The following is a 19,728-nucleotide window of genomic DNA, read 5'->3' as shown; positions in this document are numbered from 1 at the left end:
CAAAAAGAAGTCGCCAATGCTTTTGACAACTTTTAGGGCAAAAAATGGCAAAAAATTTATTAAAAAAGGCTCCAAGCCTTGATACGAAAGGAATCTTAAAAATCTTATGATGAACATGCAAAACATGATGCGCCAAGCACAAAAACTTCAAAAACAAATGGAACAAAGCCAAGCTGAACTTGCTGCTATGCAATTTATTGGCAAATCTGCTCAAGACCTTGTTCAAGCGACCTTGACTGGAGATAAGAAAGTTATCAGCATTGACTTCAATCCAGCTGTCGTTGACCCTGAAGACCTTGAAACTCTTTCAGATATGACTGCTCAAGCCATCAACTCTGCTCTTGAACAAATCGATGAAACGACTAAGAAAAAATTGGGTGCTTTCGCCGGGAAATTGCCATTCTAATAAAAAAAACAAGCATTCAAGAGAATACTTGCCTATCGTGGGAGGAACAACTGTTCCTCTTTTTGCTTACTAAAAATTAAAGAATTCCATGGCCTGTTTAAACAGTAAATCCGTATACTCTGGGTCTTCTTGGGCAATGGTAACCTGGTCTTGAATCATTTCCAAGTCATCCGTTATCATGCCGTCAGCTCCCAAATGAACGGATTTATCAAAGGACTCTGAACTATTAATGGTCCAGACGTACAATTTCTGATCGGTATTCCAAAGCTTGTTGACAAAATTTTCATCTAAGGTTGAATACTCCATGGTATAACCTGTAGCTTTGGTTCTTGGAAAGATACTATTGTAAGGTAGGATGAAATAGACTGGAATTTGTGAGTCGTAGGCTAGCACCTGGTCAATCACATGGTAGTCTAAGGACTGCATTTGGTGCCCATTCTGCTTAATAACAGCTCCATATTTGTCCATAAACCGTTTCATCATATCTGGACTATCTTTTCGACTGGTTTTAATCTCAATAAGAAGTTTCTGATGCAATTCATTGGCTTTATTAAGGTAGTCATCAAAACTAGATACCTTGGCATGATAGCCATTTTCAGAAATATCAAGTTTGGTTAATTCATCCAAAGTTAGATCCTGAGGATTGGCATTAACTCCTGTCAGATTCTTGATATTGGCATCATGCATCATGACAAACTGGCCATCTTTTGTTTCCTGAACATCTGTCTCAACGAAATCTGGAGATAACTGAGCAGTTTTTTCTAGTGATTGGACGGTATTTTGCACACCATTCTTATTAGATACTCCCCTGTGAGAAATAATTAAAGGTTTATTGGCAACTGGAGCTTCTAAATAAACATAACCCTCAAGAGTGAAAAAGATACAAGCACAGCCCATCACTCCCCATCTCATCCAGTGGTCTTTCTTTCTCCTTGGTGTGATTTCTAGTTCTTCTCCTGTTAAGAAGGAAACAAACTTAATGAGAAAGTAAGTCAAGGCTATATAGTGGAAATTCTTAATCAAGACAAAGTTGATAATTCCCAGCACAAGAGATTCCTTATGGGTCAAACCATCCATCAGTGCCTGACTTGCCAAGATTGGAATCAATAAAAGAATGAAAAATAGGTAGGTTTTGACGACAATCCAAAGCAAGTTCCAAGTATAAAACCAGGAGTGCTTTCTTGTCTTTTCTAGACTGTATCTGACTGCTTCTTTGACTGTTTTCTTCTCAAATAAAAGCTGAGGTAGGGCAAACATCAAACGCACTGAAATGTAAAACAGTAGTAAGGCCAGAACAGTGACTACCAAACCGACTAACCAATATTTATCTTCTACATAGGCTACAATAAATTCCGGAATCACAATTTTATTAAGATAATAAATCTTTAAAATCTTTCGAATCAATGGAAAAAGAATCATGATATAAAAGAAAATAAAGGTCATTTTGAAAATCGTGACTTGCTTCATAAACAAGAAACTTTGGCGAAAGACCTTACGACTGTACTCCAGCAAAGTCCTTTTTTCATGGCATAATAAATGCCGAGCACCAATAAAGAGAAGTCCTATCTGGTAATAGGCAATCAGTAAATTAACAATTACCAGAACAAATAAAGCAAAACTAACAAAGGGTGAGCCCGTTATAATAGCAAAAATATTGTTGTAGGATAGAAAGAGATAACCTGTCTGACGGAGCAAAAGTCCAGCAATCCAAGAATTTGCTGGTAACCAGACAAACTCAATCATCATAAAAGTCAAGAAAAATAGAAAGAGTATTTTATCTAGATTAAAGTATATCTGCTTAAAACCTAGATTTTTAGGTTTTTCAGGTTTCATAGGCACTCCTAGTCAAATAATTGAGACAAGTCCAAGCCTCCAAAAGGATTGTTTGATAGGCTACTTTCTGCCCCTAACAATTCTCTAGCTTGGTCTGACTCTAGAAAGGACTCGTACACACGCGCCGTCATACGAGCATCCTCTAAGCTATTATGAGACTGACCTTGAAATCCAAGAAATGAGGCAACAGTTTGCAATTTGAGATTGGCAATACCATGTAAATCCGAACTCCGACGTTCAAAAGCTTCATCATACAAGTCCACCTTGTACTGCTGGCTATAGTCTAAACCATGATCCGCTAAAATAGGTAGATCACTTTTAGCAGCATTGTAGCCAACCATGGGTAAAGAACCCACAAACTCTTGAAATTCTTTTATGACTTTCTCCACTGGAGGAGCATCTTTTAAGGTCTCGGCTGTAATCCCAGTCAAACCATTGATAAAACTTTTTAGAGGCACACTGGTATGAACATAGGAATCATAGGCATCGATTTCCTGACCATCTCTAAAACGCACTGCCGATACTTGAATCAAGTGTGTTTGCCCTTCATGCTGATTAAATTCTAAATCGAAAGCAATGTAATCTTCTAATCGTTCCATTTTCTACCTCTCCTATACTGTTATTTTATACTCTTCGAAAATCTCTTCAAACCGCGTCAACGTCGCCTTGCCGTAGATATATGTAACTGACTTCGTCAGTCTTATCTACAACCTCAAAGCAGTGCTTTGAGCAGCCTGCAGCTCGCTTCCTAGTTTGCTCTTTGATTTTCATTGAGTATTAATTGAGCAACTATACTATTTAGAAACAAAAGAAGCCATCAGGTTAGCATTTAACCTAAACAGCTCCTTGATTATCCTCCAAATAAACGAGCAAAAAAGCCTTTCTTAGTTGATTGGACTTCTTCTTTTGCTTGGTCCAGCTCTAGCTTAAGATTTTCTTGATCCTTCATTGCTTGAAGAGTCAATTGTTGCTGCTGATCGAGTTGTTTGTCTTTCTCAGCAATCTGACGGTCTTTGATACGCATCTGCTCGTCTTTTTCTGATAACTGACGATCCTTGGCTTTTAACTGTTCATAGAGACGAAGAATTTCTGCATTCTTCTCATCAACCAGAATCTCCATCAGTTCACGTTGCTTGACATCTTCACTGACAGGCTCATCTTCAAAAATCGTTTTTTTATAGATTTCTTCTAGCTTAATCAAGCCACTTCTGGTAACGACTGTTACCCCTTTGTCATTTTTATCTGTGTCTTCTTCAGGTAATTCTTTGACACGGTTATTGATTGCTTGGCGAGATAATCCTAAGACCTCTGCAATCTCACTGACGGTCATTTCAATACTCATAATATCCTCTGAAACGTTTTCTAGCTTTTCTTTACTTAAATCTTATCATAAGCTAGAAAAACTGTCAAATTTTCGCTTAATCTAAGGCCTTCAAAAAGGCTAACAAGACTTGGGCAGAGCGACGTCCAGCTTCGATAATAAACTCATCAAAAGAGATGTTTGCTTCATGGTTGGCATTATCACTCATAGCTCGAATAACTAAAACTGGAAGATTAAGGGCATGCGCTGCCTGAGCAATAGCGGCCCCCTCCATCTCAACAGCTAAAACTTCTGGGAAATGGGACTTAATAGCTTCTATCTTGTCATTTCCTGCAACAAAACTATCTCCTGTAGCAATCAAACCAAGATGCCAGTTCTGATCTAATTGAGATAAACTCTCTTGAATTTTAGCAACAAAGGTTTTATCTGATTCGAAATAAAGCGGTTGTTGCGCCATTTGTCCATAAGCATAACCAAAAGCTGTAACATCCACGTCATGATAGGCTAATTTATCAGCAATCACAACATCCCCAACAGCAATACCTTCTGCTACTGCCCCAGCTGATCCCGTGTTAATCAAAGCATCCACTTGAAAATGATCAGCCAAAATCGCCACACTCATAGCAGACATGACCTTACCAATTCCACTTTCTACAAGAACGACTTCATGAGAGGCAAGGTTTCCTGTATAATAAGTATTCCCTAAAACAACTTGCTCCTGAGCATTGTCTAGATGCTGGACCAGATAAGCCAGTTCTTCTGGCATAGCCGCAATAATTCCTATTTTCATTTCAATTCCTTTTCTATTACAAAAGTTTCATTGCTAAGACAAGCAAAATCAAGAGAAAGATGACTGCGAATAAGATTTTATTTAACTTAGAATTGAAGACATTTCTCTTAGTATTTTCAATGCGACGACTTTTATGAATAGACGGTTCGACCTGAATCTTCAAGGTTTCCTGGCTAAAACCATGTTCCTTAGGATTGGCATAACCAAAACGGGAAGAAGAGGTTGGTAAAATTTTTGTCTCTTCATCATCTAGCAAAGGGGGACCTGAAATATTTTCTCCTCTATTAGCTCTTTCGATTATTTCATCCGTTAATAAAGGTTTACCCATATTGACCTCCTCTATTTTTTCTGCAATTCCCAGTATTGAACAGCCATAATTGTCTTGGCATCACAGATATGACCTAATTTGATTAATTCCTTAGCTTCTTCTAAGCTCACTTCAAGGACTTCCAAGGTTTCATCTTCATCCTGGGGACGCGGATTTTCCACCTTTGTCAAATCGCTAGCTAGGTATAGTTTTAACTTTTCATTACAAAAGCCAATGGCTGAGTAAAAATCGTACAAGAGTTCTAATTTCCCTGTGTAGGCTGTTTCTTCCTCTAATTCACGCAGAGCTGCTGCTACAGGGTCTGCATTTTCTCCTACTTCCAATTTTCCAGCTGGAATTTCGTAAGAGACAGCCTCAATGACTTTTCGGTACTGCTTGACCAAGATGAGTTTTTGCTCATCGGTTACTGCTAAAACACAGACAGCTCCATTGTGGAAAATCAAATCACGTTGGGCAGTTCCCTTACCTTCTGGTAATTCAACCTGATCTTGAACCAGTTTAAAAATTGGTCCTTGATAGATTTCTTTTCGGCTAAGCGTTTTTTCTTCAAATTCCATGATAGGCTCCTACTGATTCTTAGGATGATGAGGAAGGCGTGTTGCATATTCGTCTTTATTGACCTGACGACCGCGTCCAATGGCAATCGCATCTGCTGGAACGTCTTTGGTAATAGTTGAACCAGCACCAACGAGGGAATTATCACCAAGTTCTACTGGCGCAATAATGGTTGAATTTGAACCAACAAAGACATTGTTACCGATGACTGTCTTGTATTTATTTTTGCCGTCATAGTTGACTGTAATAGTTCCTGCACCAAAATTAACATGGCTACCCACTTCACAGTTTCCGATATAGGTCAAATGACCAGCCTTGGTATTCTCACCGATTGAAGAGCCTTTCACTTCAACAAAGTTACCAATATGGACTTGGGCAGCTAGACTTGAACCTGGACGAATATGGGCGTAAGGTCCGACAGTCACTCCGTCTGCAACACTGCTTTCCTCAATCATAGAGTTAGTAATGACAGCTCCTGCTCCGATAGTGCTATCCACTACATAAGTACCGTTTGTCAAAACAGTCTCAGAACCAATTTTCGTTTGCCCTTTCAAGGTAACATTGGCTTCGAGTTGAACTTCAGGAGCAATCTCAACATCAATATCGATATAAGCTGATTCTGGATTGACAAAACTGACCCCATTGACCATGTGCTGATGATTGATGCGACGACGCATAATCGACTCAGCAGTCGCAAGTGCCACACGGTCATTTACTCCAAGACTTTCATCAAAATCTTTCAAAGTATAAGCACCAACTTTTTCACCAGCTTCACGGAAAATGCCAATAACATCTGTAATGTAATATTCGCCTTGAGCATTGTTGGTATTGATATTTTTCAAAGCTTCAAACAAACGCTCGTTATCAAAAACGTAAGTTCCAGTGTTGATTTCCTTGATTTGCTTTTCAAAATCTGTAGCATCCTTCTGCTCCACAATGCGAAGAACTTCAGCATTGTCATTACGCACAATTCGTCCATAGCCAAAAGGATTATCTGTTTCAGCAGTCAAGATAGTGGCCACATTTTTATGATTGATGTGGAAATCAATCAAGTTTTTCAAGCTTTCACCTGTGATTAAAGGAGTATCTCCTGCGATGACCAAGGTGTGACCTGACAAACCTTCCAAAATTGGCTTTGTCATCATAACTGCATGGCCAGTCCCCAACTGTTCAGATTGAGTCACAAATTCTGTCTGTCCAGCCAAGACCTCTTCAACCAATTCCGCCTTGTGTCCTACCACTGTTACTGTCTTTTCAGGCTGGATAGCTCCCACACTACGGAAAACATGTTCCAACATAGAAATACCCGCAACCTTATGCAACACTTTTGGCAAATCAGATTTCATGCGAGTCCCTTTACCCGCTGCTAAAATAATGGCATAATTTGACATAATCTTCTCTTTTCTCTAGAAATTCCCTTTTATTATACCATATTTCAAATCATTCCGCGCTCTTGAATGAAAAAATGCTCCAAAGTCCTTTCCTTAACCCATTTTTTGAGTATTTTTTTTTGATTTTTTTTCATTTTTAAGGTAAAATTATGAGATATGAGAAAGAAAATTAATCCGCTTATTTTATTTGGTTTTTTTGGGATTATGATTTTCATTTTAATCCTGAATCGCCCTCGTTTTGAGAACCATCCTGTAAAAACAAAGTCAAATATCGCGCAAGTAGAGACTCAAGCGTTACATAATATAAATAAACCAGTAATTGATGTGTCTGGTTGGCAGCGTCCTGAGGAAATCAATTACGATACTCTCTCCCAAAACATTTCTGGAGCCATTGTTCGCGTCCATAGTGGTGCTCAAACGTCCAAAGAGAACGAGGCCTCCTTTGTTAATGGGGTAGATAAGGCCTTTAAAACCCATATCACTGAATTTCAAAAACGAAATGTACCAGTTGGTGTTTATGCCTTTGTAGCTGGAAAAAGTGTCCAAGAAATGGAAAAGGCTGCCGAAGTATTCTATAACGCCTCTTCGCCTTACAGCCCAAGTTACTATTGGCTAGACGTGGAAGACAAAACCATGTCCAATATGAACGAGGGGGTTGAAGCCTTCCGAGCAAAACTAGAATCCCTAGGTGTTAAAAACATTGGAATCTACGTTGGGGTCTACTTCATGGAAGAACACAGTATTGATACAGACAAGTTTACCTCTGTTTGGATTCCTTCATACGGTTCAAATACTGGATTTTTCGAAAGCAAACCTAATACGGACTTAGATTACGACATCCACCAGTACACTTCTAAAGGAAAAATTGCTGGCTTTGATCACGATTTGGATATCAACGTCATCTCTTCCTTAAAAAACAAAGAAGAAACCTTTAGAAAACTCTTTTTAAAACCTTAAAAGCATTTGTTTATCATTTGCTTTTTCTTTTTATTATAGATTGTGATACAATATAGTAAGGAGTTTTTGAAATTGAAATAGTTGGAGGAAGTATATGCTCTCATGGTTAGCACGTATTATTAAAGGGATTGTCATTGCTCTTGGATTTATCCTACCGGGAATTTCTGGAGGGGTTCTAGCAGCAATCTTAGGAATTTATGAACGGATGATTGGCTTTCTGGCCCATCCCTTTAAAGACTTTAAAGAAAATGTTTTGTACTTTATTCCAGTTGCCATCGGTATGCTTCTGGGAATCGGCTTATTTTCCTACCCGATTGAATACCTGCTTGAAAATTATCAGGTCTTTGTCTTATGGAGCTTTGCGGGAGCCATCATTGGTACTGTTCCTAGCCTTCTCAAAGAATCAACTCGAGAATCTGACCGAGACAAGTTTGATTTAGCTTGGTTCTGGGCAACCTTTATCATTTCTGGACTAGGTCTCTATGCCTTAAATTTTGTCGTTGGAACCTTAAGTCCCAGCTTTCTTAATTTCGTCCTAGCAGGTGCACTACTGGCTCTTGGCGTATTGGTTCCTGGCCTTAGTCCATCAAATCTACTTTTGATTTTGGGCCTCTATGCTCCTATGTTGACTGGTTTTAAAACCTTTGACCTCTTGGGAACCTTCTTCCCGATTGGAATTGGAGCAGGCGCAACTCTCATTATTTTTTCAAAATTGATGGATTATGCCTTAAATAACTACCACTCACGCGTCTATCATTTCATCATCGGAATCGTCTTATCAAGTACTCTTTTAATCTTGATTCCAAATGCAGGAAACGCTGAAAGTATCCAATACATGGGGCTTTCACATGTCGGTTATGTCATCATCGCCTTCTTCTTTGCACTAGGAATCTGGCTTGGTATTTGGATGAGCCAATTGGAGGATAAGTATAAATAATGGCAAAAAAAGTTAAAATCAAAAAAACATTGGTGGAACAAATCCTGTCTAAAGCAGGTATCCCACATCAGGGGATTCAAATCAATGCGCTTGAAGGAGAACTGCCTCAAGGTTATGAACGAGATCAGATTTTCAAAACCTTGGCTCTTTTGGGAGATAAAACAGGACCGATTATCGGAATTGTCCCTATCACTCAACACCTGTCAGAAAAGAAATTAGCTAAATTTTCTGGCAATAAAAAAGTGAGCATGATTCCACAAAAGGACTTGGAAAAAACAACTGGCTACATTCACGGAGCCAATAATCCTGTCGGTATTCGTCAGAAACACAATTATCCCATTTTTATCGATAAGATTGCTCTAGACTTGGATCAAATGATTGTCTCTGCTGGGGAAGTGGGGCACAGCATTATCGTCGCACCACAAGACTTGGCTAGCTTTGTAAAAGCTGACTTTGCAGATATCTTGGAGGACAGCAAGTAATGAAACTCTACTTTGTCCGCCACGGTCGTACAGTCTGGAACCAAGAAGGTCGTTTTCAAGGTGCTAGTGGAGATTCTCCTCTTCTTCCTGAATCCATTGACACCCTAAAACAACTTGGCCAATATCTCAAGGAAATTCCTTTTGATCAGATTTATTCAAGTGATTTACCTCGAGCGGTCAAATCTGCCGAGATTATCCAAAGTCAACTCAAAACGCCCTGTCCTTTAGAAAGTGTTCCTAATCTCCGTGAATGGCAGCTGGGGAAATTGGAAGGTTTGAAAATTGCAACCTTGGAAGCTATTTACCCGCAACAAATCAAAGCTTTCCGATCTAATCTTGCTAAATTTGACACTCAAATGTTTGGAGCCGAATCCCTCTATAGCACAACAAAACGGACCATCCAATTTATCAAATCACTCAAAGATAGTCCAGCTGAGCGTATTCTAATTGTCGGCCACGGCGCCAATCTTACTGCCAGTCTTCGTACTCTACTAGGCTATAAAGAACCTCTTCTTCGTAAAGATGGTGGTCTAGCAAATGCCAGCCTAACCATTCTAGAAACCCATAATTTTGAAACATTCACTCTTGATACGTGGAATGATACCTCTTATCAATAACAGAACTTAATTTTAGTGTCAAGTTCTTTTTAGTTTTTAAAGATTATCCGTGAATTTCTTGGCTATTTATGATAAAATGGGAGTATCGCAAAAAATGACTCATCGTATTCAATTTTGAGTAAAACTAGGAGGATCCCATGTCAACAGAACATATGGAAGAACTAAATGACCAGCAGATCGTTCGCCGTGAAAAAATGGCTGCGCTCCGTGAACAAGGAATCGATCCTTTCGGAAAACGGTTTGAACGCACTGCAAATTCACAAGAATTAAAAGATAAATATGCCGACCTCGATAAAGAACAATTACACGATAAAAACGAAACAGCTACTATCGCAGGACGCTTGGTAACCAAACGTGGTAAAGGTAAAGTAGGTTTTGCCCACCTTCAAGACCGCGAAGGTCAAATCCAAATCTACGTTCGTAAGGATGCTGTCGGTGAAGAAAACTACGAAATCTTCAAAAAAGCAGACCTTGGTGACTTCCTTGGTGTCGAAGGCCAAGTAATGCGTACAGATATGGGAGAACTCTCTATCAAGGCGACTCACATTACACACTTGTCTAAGGCCCTTCGTCCACTTCCAGAAAAATTCCACGGTTTGACGGACGTTGAAACCATTTACCGTAAACGTTACCTTGACTTGATTTCTAACCGTGAAAGCTTTGAACGCTTTGTCACTCGTTCAAAAATCATTTCTGAAATCCGTCGTTACCTTGACCAAAAAGGTTTCCTTGAAGTGGAAACACCTGTTCTTCACAACGAAGCTGGTGGTGCTGCTGCCCGTCCATTTATCACCCACCACAATGCCCAAAACATTGATATGGTGCTTCGTATCGCGACTGAGCTTCACTTAAAACGCCTTATCGTTGGTGGTATGGAACGTGTCTATGAGATTGGCCGTATCTTCCGTAACGAAGGAATGGATGCTACTCATAACCCTGAGTTTACTTCTATCGAAGTCTACCAAGCTTATGCAGATTTCCAAGACATTATGGACTTGACTGAGGGTATTATCCAACACGCTGCTAAATCAGTCAAAGGTGATGGCCCGGTTAACTATCAAGGTACTGAAATCAAAATCAACGAACCATTTAAACGTGTTCACATGGTGGATGCTATCAAGGAAATTACTGGTGTCGATTTCTGGCAAGACATGACTTTCGAGGAAGCCAAAGCTATCGCTGCTGAGAAGAAAGTTCCAGTTGAGAAACACTACACTGAGGTTGGCCACATCATCAATGCCTTCTTTGAAGAGTTTGTTGAAGAAACCTTGATCCAACCAACCTTTGTCTATGGACATCCAGTAGCTGTATCTCCACTCGCTAAGAAAAATCCTGAAGACGAACGCTTTACTGACCGTTTCGAGCTCTTCATCATGACTAAGGAGTACGGTAATGCCTTTACTGAGTTCAACGATCCAATCGACCAACTTAGCCGTTTTGAAGCCCAAGCTAAAGCTAAAGAACTTGGTGACGATGAAGCGACAGGCATCGACTACGACTACATCGAGGCCCTTGAATACGGTATGCCTCCAACAGGTGGTTTGGGAATCGGTATCGACCGTCTCTGCATGCTCCTCACTGATACAACTACTATCCGTGATGTATTACTCTTCCCAACAATGAAATAAGCTCTTATCCTCTGGTACTTGCCAGAGGTTTTTTTACAGTAAAAAGAAATAGACTGAAGTTTTCACCTCAGTCTATTTTTCTATCAGACTTCAGAAAAGAAGTTTCTTTCTTAGTCTTCTTTTTTCTTACGAGCTACAAGTCCGAATGCACCCAACATTCCAAGAAGTCCAAGACTAGCTAGACCAGCCTTATCTTCTGTACCAGTATTTGGTAATTCCTTCTTATCATTGGATACGGTTGTTTCAGCTACTTGTTTAGAATCTGTAGAACTTGTCTGAACTGGAGTAGCTACTGGTTTTTCTGGACTTGTAGGAGTCTCTGGAGCACTTGGTTGCTCTTGATTGATTGAATTTGTAACTTTCTTATAGTGATGTAGGGTATTTCCTTTAAAATCAGTTGTTGAATGACTATATTCATATCCTTCCAACTCTATTGGATTGTGTTTTCCTTCTTTATCTGAAGTAATACGGTTTCCGTTTTCATCTAGATATTCCGTTACAATCTGAACAGTTGAATCGCCATTTTGAGAAATGACTCCTCCACCATTTTGTGATTTAGGTGTTACTGTTACAGGAACTTCCACTGTAATAGCTTTGCCATTTGGCAACTCTACTGTTACCTTAACTGGATCTTTCTTACCTGGCGTTGTTAAGTCTGGAATGTTTGCAACATTCGTTACTTTACCACCTTCTGGAATCTTAATTCCTTTTGTGTAATCCTCTGGGGTTAACGGTGTTGTGGTTACTGGTGTTTCAATTTCCTTAACTGGAGTAACAGTTACTGGAACGTCCACTGTAATCACTTTGCCATTTGGCAATTCAATCGTTACCTTAACTGGATCTTTCTTACCTGGCGTTGTTAAGTCTGGAATGTTTGCAACATTCGTTACTTTACCACCTTCTGGAATCTTAATTCCTTTTGTGTAATCCTCTGGGGTTAACGGTGTTGTGGTTACTGGTGTTTCAATCGGTGTTGGTTTTGTTTCAACTACTTTAATAGTAGCTGGAACTTCAACTAACACTTTTCCATCTTTATCTTTTACAACTACTGTAACTGGTTTATCCCCTGGAGTTGTTCCATCATATGGAGTTGTTTGTCCTTCTGGAACTTTGTATTCGAATGTTGAACCTTCTGGATAGTCACTTGGTGTGATACTATCTTCAGCTTTAGGTTTATCTTTATCTTCAGCATTTACTGGAGTTAATTGTTCTTTGCCTTGAACGACTTTAATCTTCGCAGGTACTTCTACAATTGTATCTCCATCTGAATCTTTCACGACTACAGTAACGTCTTTTTCACCTGGTGTTGATCCATCATATGGAGTTGTTTGTCCTTCTGGTGTCTTGTACTCAAATGTTGTTCCTTCTGGATAATCATCTGGTGTAATGCTACCTTGTGGTTTTGGTTTCTTATCACTTTCAGCATTGACTGGGACATATTGTGTCTTAGATTCTACGACAACAATTTTAGCTGGAATTTCTGTAATTGGTAGTCCATTTAACTTCGCTACAACTGTTACATCTTTTTCTCCTGGTGTTGTTGTATCTACTGGAGTGTTATCTTTATATTCAAATGTTGTTCCAGTTGGGAAATCATTCGGATTAATGTTCTCTTTCGGATCTGGTTGTTTCTTAGTTGGATCTACTGGGACATATTTAGGATAACTTTCCACTACACGTACTGTAGACGGTACTTCAACTAATACCTTATCCCCTTGTTTCACAACAACAGTAACTTTCTTATCACCTGGTGTAGATGTATCTACCTCTTCTTTGTACTCAAATGTTGCATCTTCTGGGTAATCATTTGAATCAATACTATCTTCAGGTGATGGTTGTTTCTTACCTTCATCCACTGGAACGATTTGTAGATTTCCTTGTACAACCTTCACTTTTGTTGGTACTTCAACAAGTTTATCTTCGCCATCTTTCGCAACGACAACTACATCTTTTTCTCCTGGTGTAGTCGTATCTACTGGAGTCTTGTATTCAAATGTTGTTCCATCTGGATATTGTTCTGGATCAATACTCTTAGATGCATCTGGTTGTGGTTTGCTTGGATCTGCTACTACGTATTGTGTCTTAGGTTCTACAACAACTACTTTTGCAGGAACTTCTGCAATTGGTTGACCATTTAGCTTAGCTACAACTGTCACATCTTTTTCTCCTGCAGTTATTGTATCTACTGGTGTCTTGTACTCAAATGTTGTGCCGTCTGGATATTCTCCTGGAATGACACTGTCTTTTGCCTCTGGTTGTTTCTTAGTTGGATCTGCTACCACAAATTGAGGTGTGCTACCTACTACACGTACTGTAGATGGCACTTCAACAAGTACCTTATCTCCTTGTTTCACAACAACAGTAACTTTCTTATCACCTGGTGTAGATGTATCTACCTCTTCTTTGTACTCAAATGTTGCATCTTCTGGGTAATCATTTGAATCAATACTATCTTCAGGTGATGGTTGTTTCTTACCTTCATCCACTGGAACGATTTGTAGATTTCCTTGTACAACCTTCACTTTTGTTGGTACTTCAACAAGTTTATCTTCGCCATCTTTCGCAACGACAACTACATCTTTTTCTCCTGGTGTAGTCGTATCTACTGGAGTCTTGTATTCAAATGTTGTTCCATCTGGATATTGTTCTGGATCAATGCTCTTAGATGCATCTGGTTGTGGCTTGCTTGGATCTGCTACTACGTATTGTGTCTTAGGATCTACAACCACTACTTTTGCAGGAACTTCTGCAATTGGTTGACCATTTAGCTTAGCTACAACAGTTACATCTTTTTCTCCTGCAGTTGTTGTATCTACTGGTGTCTTGTACTCAAATGTTGTTCCTTCTGGATAGTCTCCTGGAGTAACACTGTTTTTCGCTTCTGGTTGTTTCTTAGCTGGATCTGCTACTACAAATTGTGGTGTGCTACCTACAACACGTACAGTTGCTGGAACTTCAACAATTGTGTTTCCTTGTGGATCAAGTACTTCAACAACCACATTCTTATCTCCAGTTGTTGTTACATAGATTGGAGATGTTTGTCCATCTGGAGTCTTATATCTAAATGTAGATCCTTCTGGATAATCTGTTTTATCGATGCTCTTCTCTGGATCTGGTTGTTTGTTGTTTTCATCCACTGGGACAATTTGTGCTACACCTTCAACTACTGTAACTGGGACTTTAACAGTTGTTGTTTTTTCTTGACCATCTACAGTATATTTAACAGTTACATCCACTTCAGTATCATCTGTTAAGTCAGGAACTGTTACTGGAGCTGTTTTATCAATCTCAACTCTAGCACCTTGTGGTAGTTTACCTGTAAATGTTCCATCAGCAATCGCTTTTTCAGCTTGAGCAAGCACTTTTTCTTTTGCTTTATCTTTATCGCCATTTTTAGGAACAAGAATTTCATCAGCTTCTGGTTTTGGTAAAACTGTTACTGGAACACTTACTGTTTCTGTTAATTTTCCATTGTCATATGTTACTGGTACGTCAACTTTAACGTCTGTGGCTCCTGCTTTACCTGCTGTTTCTGGTAATGTTGTTGGTTCACCTTTTGTACCATCTGTTCCTGGTGTTACAGCTGCTTTCGCTTGTTCAGCGGTTGGTGTTTCACCTTCGAATACGACGATTTTACTTGGTGTTGAACTTACGACTGTTACTGGTACATTAATTGTATCTTCTGCTACTACTGTACCTGTGTTGTCTTTATATTGTACTTTTACTGGTACATTATCTTTATCACCATTAGAATCTGTTGCTGGAACAGTATATGTTTGATTTGGATCTAATTCTACTGTAACTCCTGATGGTAATGTTAGTTTACCTAGTGCAGCTTGTGCTTTTTCTTTTACAGTTGTTGTTAGGTTGTCACTAGTTGTATCTTTTAATGTTGTTACTTTTTCTGGTGTTGCTTTTGGTAATACTTCAACTGGTACATTTACAGTTTCATCTCCTGTTGGATATGTTACTGTTGTTGGTACAGTTACATCTTTTGCTCCTACTTTACCTGTTGTTTCTGGTAATCCTGCTTCTGATGGAGCGTTCACTGTTCCTCCAGTACCTGGTGTTACTGCATTCTTAACTTTCTCAGCATCTGGTTTTGTTCCTTCTACAGTGTATACTGTTTTCGGTTCTGAACCTAATACATTAATCGTTACTGGTACTGTTGTATTGTATGTTTTTCCATCTACTGTATATGTTGCTGGAACATTTACAACACCCTTGTTTGTACCTTTTTCATTTGTTAGAGTTTCTGCAACAGCTTCTGTTATATCACCGACTGTTACTGTTGCTCCTGTTGGTAATTTTCCTTTGAAGTCTGCTGCTTCAACTAATGCTGACGCTTTTGCTTTAGCAACTTCTTTTACTTTATCTACTGTTGAACCTTTTGGTACATCTGCTTCGCCAGTTGCTTTTGGTAAAACTGTTAATGGAACGCTTACTGTTTCTGTTAACTTACCATTGTCATATGTTACTGGTACGTCTACTTTAACGTCTGTTGCTCCTGCCTTACCTGCTGTTTCTGGTAATGTTGTTGGTTCACCTTTTGTTCCATCTGTTCCTGGTGTTACGGCTTCTTTGGCTTGTTCAGCTGTTGGTGTTTCGCCTTCAAACACGACGATTTTACTTGGTGTTGAGCTTACGACTGTTACTGGGACTGAAATAGTATCTTCTGCTACTACTGTACCTGTTGCGTCTTTGTATTGTACTTTTACTGGTACATTATCTTTATCGCCATTAGAAGTTGTTGCTGGAACAGTATAATTTTGATTTGGAACTAATTCTGCTGTAACTCCTGATGGTAATACTAGTTTACCTAGTGCAGCTTGTGCTTTTTCTTTCACCGCTGTTGTTAAGTTTTCACTAGTTGTATCTTTTAATGTGATTACTTTTTCTGGTGTTGCTTTTGGCAATACTTCTACTGGAACGTTTACAGTTTCTGTTCCACTTGGATACGTTACTGTTGTAGTTGCAGTTACATCTTTAGCTCCAACTTTCCCTGTTGTTTCTGGTAAATCAGTTTCTGTTGGTGTTCCTACAGTTCCTCCAGTACCTGGTGTTACTGCATTCTTAACTTTCTCTGCATCTGGTTTTGTTCCTTCTACAGTGTAGACTGTTTTTGGTTCTGAACCTAAGACATTTACAGTAATTTCTGCATCTTTTGTATAAGTTGTTCCATCTACTGAATAAGTTACTGGAACTTTAACGATTCCTTTGTTCGTTCCTTTTTCTGCAGTCATTGTTGCTAAAACTTCTTCTGTAATCTCACCAACCACTACATCTTTAGAACCTTCTGGTAATTTAGCTTTGAAGTCAGCTGATGTTGCTACTTCTGTCGCTTTTGCTTTCGCTACTTCTTTTACTTTATCAACAGTTGCACCTTTAATTACTTCTACATTACCTGTTGCTTTTGGTAAGACCAACACAGGAACTGTTACTGTTTCAGGAAGTACAACATTTCCCTTCGTATAAGATACTGTTGTTTCAACATTAATGATTTGTCCAGCTTTACCAGTTGTTGTAGGCATATTTTGAACATTATTTGTTGTAGCTGTATATCCAGGAATTGTAGCAGGAGTTATTTTCCCCTTAATATCATCATTTTGGATTGTATCTCCTTCAAAAACAACTTTCTGTTGCTTAGTAGATGCCACTACATTCACATTAATGTCTATTTGATTATTAAAATTCTTACTTCCAATAGTGTGAATAACTGGTACTTTTAGAGTGCCACTATTTTCTTTTACAGCAGCTGTAGAATAACCTTGTACCATTGCAATTAAACTTGTTTCACTTAAATTTAGAGCAGCAGTAGCTTTTAATGTTGCTAATTTTTGTCTATAAGCTTCTGAATTTAGTAATTCTTCAGCACTTACTGTTGCTGCCTCTTTTGCTTTTTCAAAAGTTGTTCCAACTGGTACAGTTATAGTGCTATTTCCTGCCATAGAATCAATATAAATACTACGATTATATTTATAGTCAGGATTATCGGAAGTTTCTAAACTATTAGCATTTACATTCACTGGAATATTATATCTATCCGCACCAGCTATTCCAAACGGTAAGATCATATTTCCTAATTTATCTTTTCCTCCAAATCCATTTTTCCCTACTACTTCAAAAGTTGCTTCTCCGACAAAATCAGGCGTTACTTCAAACGGGATCGTAACAGTGTTGGAGCTACCACTTGTTGGATTAATATTTCGTTTTGATAAATCAATTTTAAAAGTAAGTTCTCGTGTATCTTTGTTATATTTAAAGCCATAAGTATAACTTGGAGCAAATAAATTTTTACCATTTACTTCATTTAAGTCTGTTCCTTGTAATGTACCTAACTTAACACCTTTAGGAACTTTCAACGTAACTTCATACTGAGTCTGATATACTACTCCTACTCCACCATGATTACTTAGCGTTACATTAAACGTTCCTTTTTGAGCATTTTTATAAATAGAATCCTCTGTATAACCATATGCTTCTTTATCTTTACCTGAAACAACTGTAGTCGTTAAAGTCAGTGCTGGTCCTGGAGTTAATCCTAGTCCTGCAACTATATATCCATCTTCAACCTTATGACCATTCAAGTATCTAGAAGTTGTTGGCTGATCTCCTGCTTCTACAAATACACGTACCTTAGTCGTCCCTTCAGGCACTTTTACTACACGCCATAATGCAGCAAAACCATCCGAATCTGATCCAGGTTTTCCAATAAATTCTGTATCTGAAGCTTTTCCATCTTTTCTAGTTAATTCTGATAGCGGTTGGCCAGTATAGGCATCCACTATTCTCATTTTTATTTTTTCACCTTCAGATGAAAGACCCATTTCTCCATACGCACTAGAAAAGACAAGATTAGCATACAAATGAGAGTTAGGGTTTACGTCGAAATCTTTATAGATAGTTGTTCCTTGTTTTTTTAATTCTACATAATAATCTTTATTAACTTTTCCTATACTTCCATTTCCCAAACGATCAGTACTAATCATATATCTTAGTACTCCACCACCAGCGTTTGCTCTACCTTGACCACCAGTAGCAGTAACATGACCGTTATTATCATAAACTTTTGCTGGTTTTGGTGCATATGTGGTTGCTGATTGGCCTTCTTTATATTCTATATCAGTAGGTGCTTCTGGTTTAACAATATTTACGGTGTTTGCACCTTCTTTATCAACAATCTTCCAGCCACCCAAAGCTCCTGCTTTGGCTTCATCAACCGTTATTTCTTTTTGTTTCCAATGATAAGTTGCTGAACCCAAATTAATAGAGTTCCTTATACCCGTACCTTGATTTTCTGCACGTTTTGTATGTGATGTAGCATTTGAAAAGTCAGGTGTTCCAAAAGTATCATTTAAATTACTAATTACTGCATCAGATGGATTATTCCCATAATTTGCTAAGTGATTATTCGCAGGTGCTCCCCAATCTAATTTTTTAGCTTGGTATAGTTTCAATAAATCTACTTTATCTTTTAACTCTTGTAAAAGTGCATGCTTTTCTTTTTCTGTTGTTGGTATGTTGTTCCCTTTATTCTTAACAGCTTGTGCAGACTCTTTTACCTGTGTTAGTATTCCTACGAACTCTTTATCTGTTTTCCCTTCTCCTTTAGCATTTTCAGCAGAGATTAAAGATTCAACCTTTGCGATTTCCGCCTCTAATTCAGAAGCTTTTTGTGTAATATCATTTGTATTTACAACAACAGGATTTTCAGTACCATCTGCAACCGTACCTGTATCTCTAAATCCACTTTCTCCAATACCTGGGATAGCTTGTCCATTTCTAGGATCTTGGTTTTTGTTTACTTTTTCTTCTGTTGTTTCTGATTTGATACTGTTTAAAATGACAAGACTACTTGAAAGTTGTTTAGCCAATGCATTAACTTTTGCCTGTGTTTTTGTATCATCATTTAAAAGCTCTTTTGCTTTATTAACCAAGTTTTTAGCATCATCAATGACTGATTTTGTTTTCTTGCCTTCAGTTAATTGACTCAATCTACCTTCAACTTTAGCAACTAAATCTTCTAATGATGCGGTATTAATAGCAACTTTTTCCGTCACTACATTTGGGGTTTCAACTGGACTTGCTTGTGTGTTAGTCGCAGACTCTTTAGCAGAACTAGTTTGTTGTCCATCGGGCTCTTTAGCAGTAACTGATGCTTGTCCAGCAACTTCCCTAGATTCCGAGGACTTATCATTGACACTTTGAGCATTTTGAACTTCTCTAGTTTCTGAATTAGTTGCTTGTTCAGCTGCTTGAACACTTCCTCCACCAAGGAAAAATAACCCAGTAGCTACAGCCACACTAGCCGCACCAAAACTTACCTTACGGATACTGTAACGTGTGAATTTCTCCACTTGCGATTGACAAACATGCCGTCCTTTAGGTTTAAACATTACCTTACTCCTTTTTCTGACAAATGTCAGTTAATATATATATGAAGGCTAAAAACAACAAGCCCCCCTCAAATATATTTGTATATT

At 38.5% G+C, this 19,728-nt stretch carries 14 protein-coding genes; 6 read left to right on the top strand and 8 right to left on the bottom strand.

Annotated elements, in window-relative coordinates:
- Nucleotides 1-106: 106 nt before the first annotated feature.
- On the top strand, nt 107-406 hold the full coding sequence (locus RYL77_RS01395) for a YbaB/EbfC family nucleoid-associated protein (RefSeq protein WP_315009293.1): 300 nt from the start codon (nt 107-109) through the stop codon (nt 404-406).
- 69 nt (nt 407-475) lie between these two features.
- On the opposite strand, the gene RYL77_RS01390 is transcribed toward RYL77_RS01395, so the two are convergent.
- The 7 genes from RYL77_RS01390 to glmU form a co-directional block, all read right to left on the bottom strand.
- The gene (locus RYL77_RS01390; protein WP_315009291.1) at nt 476-2,239 is read right to left on the bottom strand and encodes a glycerophosphodiester phosphodiesterase; all 1,764 of its coding nucleotides are present in this window, start codon (nt 2,237-2,239) and stop codon (nt 476-478) included.
- Between the two features lie 8 nt (nt 2,240-2,247).
- The gene (locus RYL77_RS01385; protein ID WP_315009289.1) at nt 2,248-2,838 is read right to left on the bottom strand and encodes a 3'-5' exonuclease; all 591 of its coding nucleotides are present in this window, start codon (nt 2,836-2,838) and stop codon (nt 2,248-2,250) included.
- A gap of 251 nt (nt 2,839-3,089) precedes the next feature.
- Nucleotides 3,090-3,581 carry a chromosome segregation protein RocS gene (gene rocS / locus RYL77_RS01380; protein ID WP_000021242.1) on the bottom strand — a complete coding sequence of 164 codons (492 nt, stop codon included), beginning with the start codon at nt 3,579-3,581 and terminating at the stop codon, nt 3,090-3,092.
- A gap of 76 nt (nt 3,582-3,657) precedes the next feature.
- Complete coding sequence (locus RYL77_RS01375) at nt 3,658-4,350, bottom strand: 5'-methylthioadenosine/adenosylhomocysteine nucleosidase (RefSeq protein WP_102211184.1); 693 nt, start codon at nt 4,348-4,350, stop codon at nt 3,658-3,660.
- Nucleotides 4,351-4,366: 16 nt separating this feature from the next.
- The gene (gene macP / locus RYL77_RS01370; protein ID WP_315009284.1) at nt 4,367-4,678 is read right to left on the bottom strand and encodes a cell wall synthase accessory phosphoprotein MacP; all 312 of its coding nucleotides are present in this window, start codon (nt 4,676-4,678) and stop codon (nt 4,367-4,369) included.
- A gap of 11 nt (nt 4,679-4,689) precedes the next feature.
- Nucleotides 4,690-5,235, bottom strand: coding sequence for an NUDIX hydrolase (locus tag RYL77_RS01365; protein WP_315009282.1), 546 nt, complete (start codon nt 5,233-5,235; stop codon nt 4,690-4,692).
- A 9-nt stretch (nt 5,236-5,244) separates the two neighbouring features.
- On the bottom strand, nt 5,245-6,624 hold the full coding sequence (gene glmU / locus RYL77_RS01360) for a bifunctional UDP-N-acetylglucosamine diphosphorylase/glucosamine-1-phosphate N-acetyltransferase GlmU (protein ID WP_315009280.1): 1,380 nt from the start codon (nt 6,622-6,624) through the stop codon (nt 5,245-5,247).
- Between the two features lie 156 nt (nt 6,625-6,780).
- Between glmU and RYL77_RS01355 the strand changes: the two genes are divergently transcribed.
- The 5 genes from RYL77_RS01355 to lysS all read left to right on the top strand — a co-directional run bounded on the left by RYL77_RS01355 (nt 6,781) and on the right by lysS (nt 11,245).
- Nucleotides 6,781-7,581, top strand: coding sequence for a glycoside hydrolase family 25 protein (locus RYL77_RS01355; protein ID WP_315009278.1), 801 nt, complete (start codon nt 6,781-6,783; stop codon nt 7,579-7,581).
- A 94-nt stretch (nt 7,582-7,675) separates the two neighbouring features.
- Complete coding sequence (locus RYL77_RS01350; protein WP_315009276.1) at nt 7,676-8,518, top strand: DUF368 domain-containing protein; 843 nt, start codon at nt 7,676-7,678, stop codon at nt 8,516-8,518.
- A complete protein-coding gene (locus RYL77_RS01345) occupies nt 8,518-9,000 on the top strand; it encodes an aminoacyl-tRNA deacylase (protein ID WP_315009274.1) in 483 nt (160 codons plus the stop codon). Before RYL77_RS01350 ends, RYL77_RS01345 begins: the two co-directional genes overlap by 1 nt.
- Complete coding sequence (locus RYL77_RS01340) at nt 9,000-9,617, top strand: histidine phosphatase family protein (RefSeq protein WP_315009272.1); 618 nt, start codon at nt 9,000-9,002, stop codon at nt 9,615-9,617. The genes RYL77_RS01345 and RYL77_RS01340 overlap by 1 nt, the downstream gene beginning before the upstream one ends.
- A gap of 137 nt (nt 9,618-9,754) precedes the next feature.
- The gene (gene lysS, locus RYL77_RS01335; protein ID WP_315009270.1) at nt 9,755-11,245 is read left to right on the top strand and encodes a lysine--tRNA ligase; all 1,491 of its coding nucleotides are present in this window, start codon (nt 9,755-9,757) and stop codon (nt 11,243-11,245) included.
- Nucleotides 11,246-11,355: 110 nt separating this feature from the next.
- On the opposite strand, the gene RYL77_RS01330 is transcribed toward lysS, so the two are convergent.
- Nucleotides 11,356-19,641: a Rib/alpha-like domain-containing protein gene (locus RYL77_RS01330; RefSeq protein WP_315009268.1), complete on the bottom strand. Its 8,286-nt coding sequence runs from the start codon at nt 19,639-19,641 to the stop codon at nt 11,356-11,358.
- Nucleotides 19,642-19,728 lie beyond the last annotated feature (87 nt).

This window comes from uncultured Streptococcus sp., from assembly GCF_963516515.1.
Classification (GTDB): Bacteria; Bacillota; Bacilli; order Lactobacillales; family Streptococcaceae; genus Streptococcus.
The sequence above is the reverse complement of the archived record's forward strand: the minus strand, read 5'-3'. Positions and strand labels throughout refer to the sequence as shown.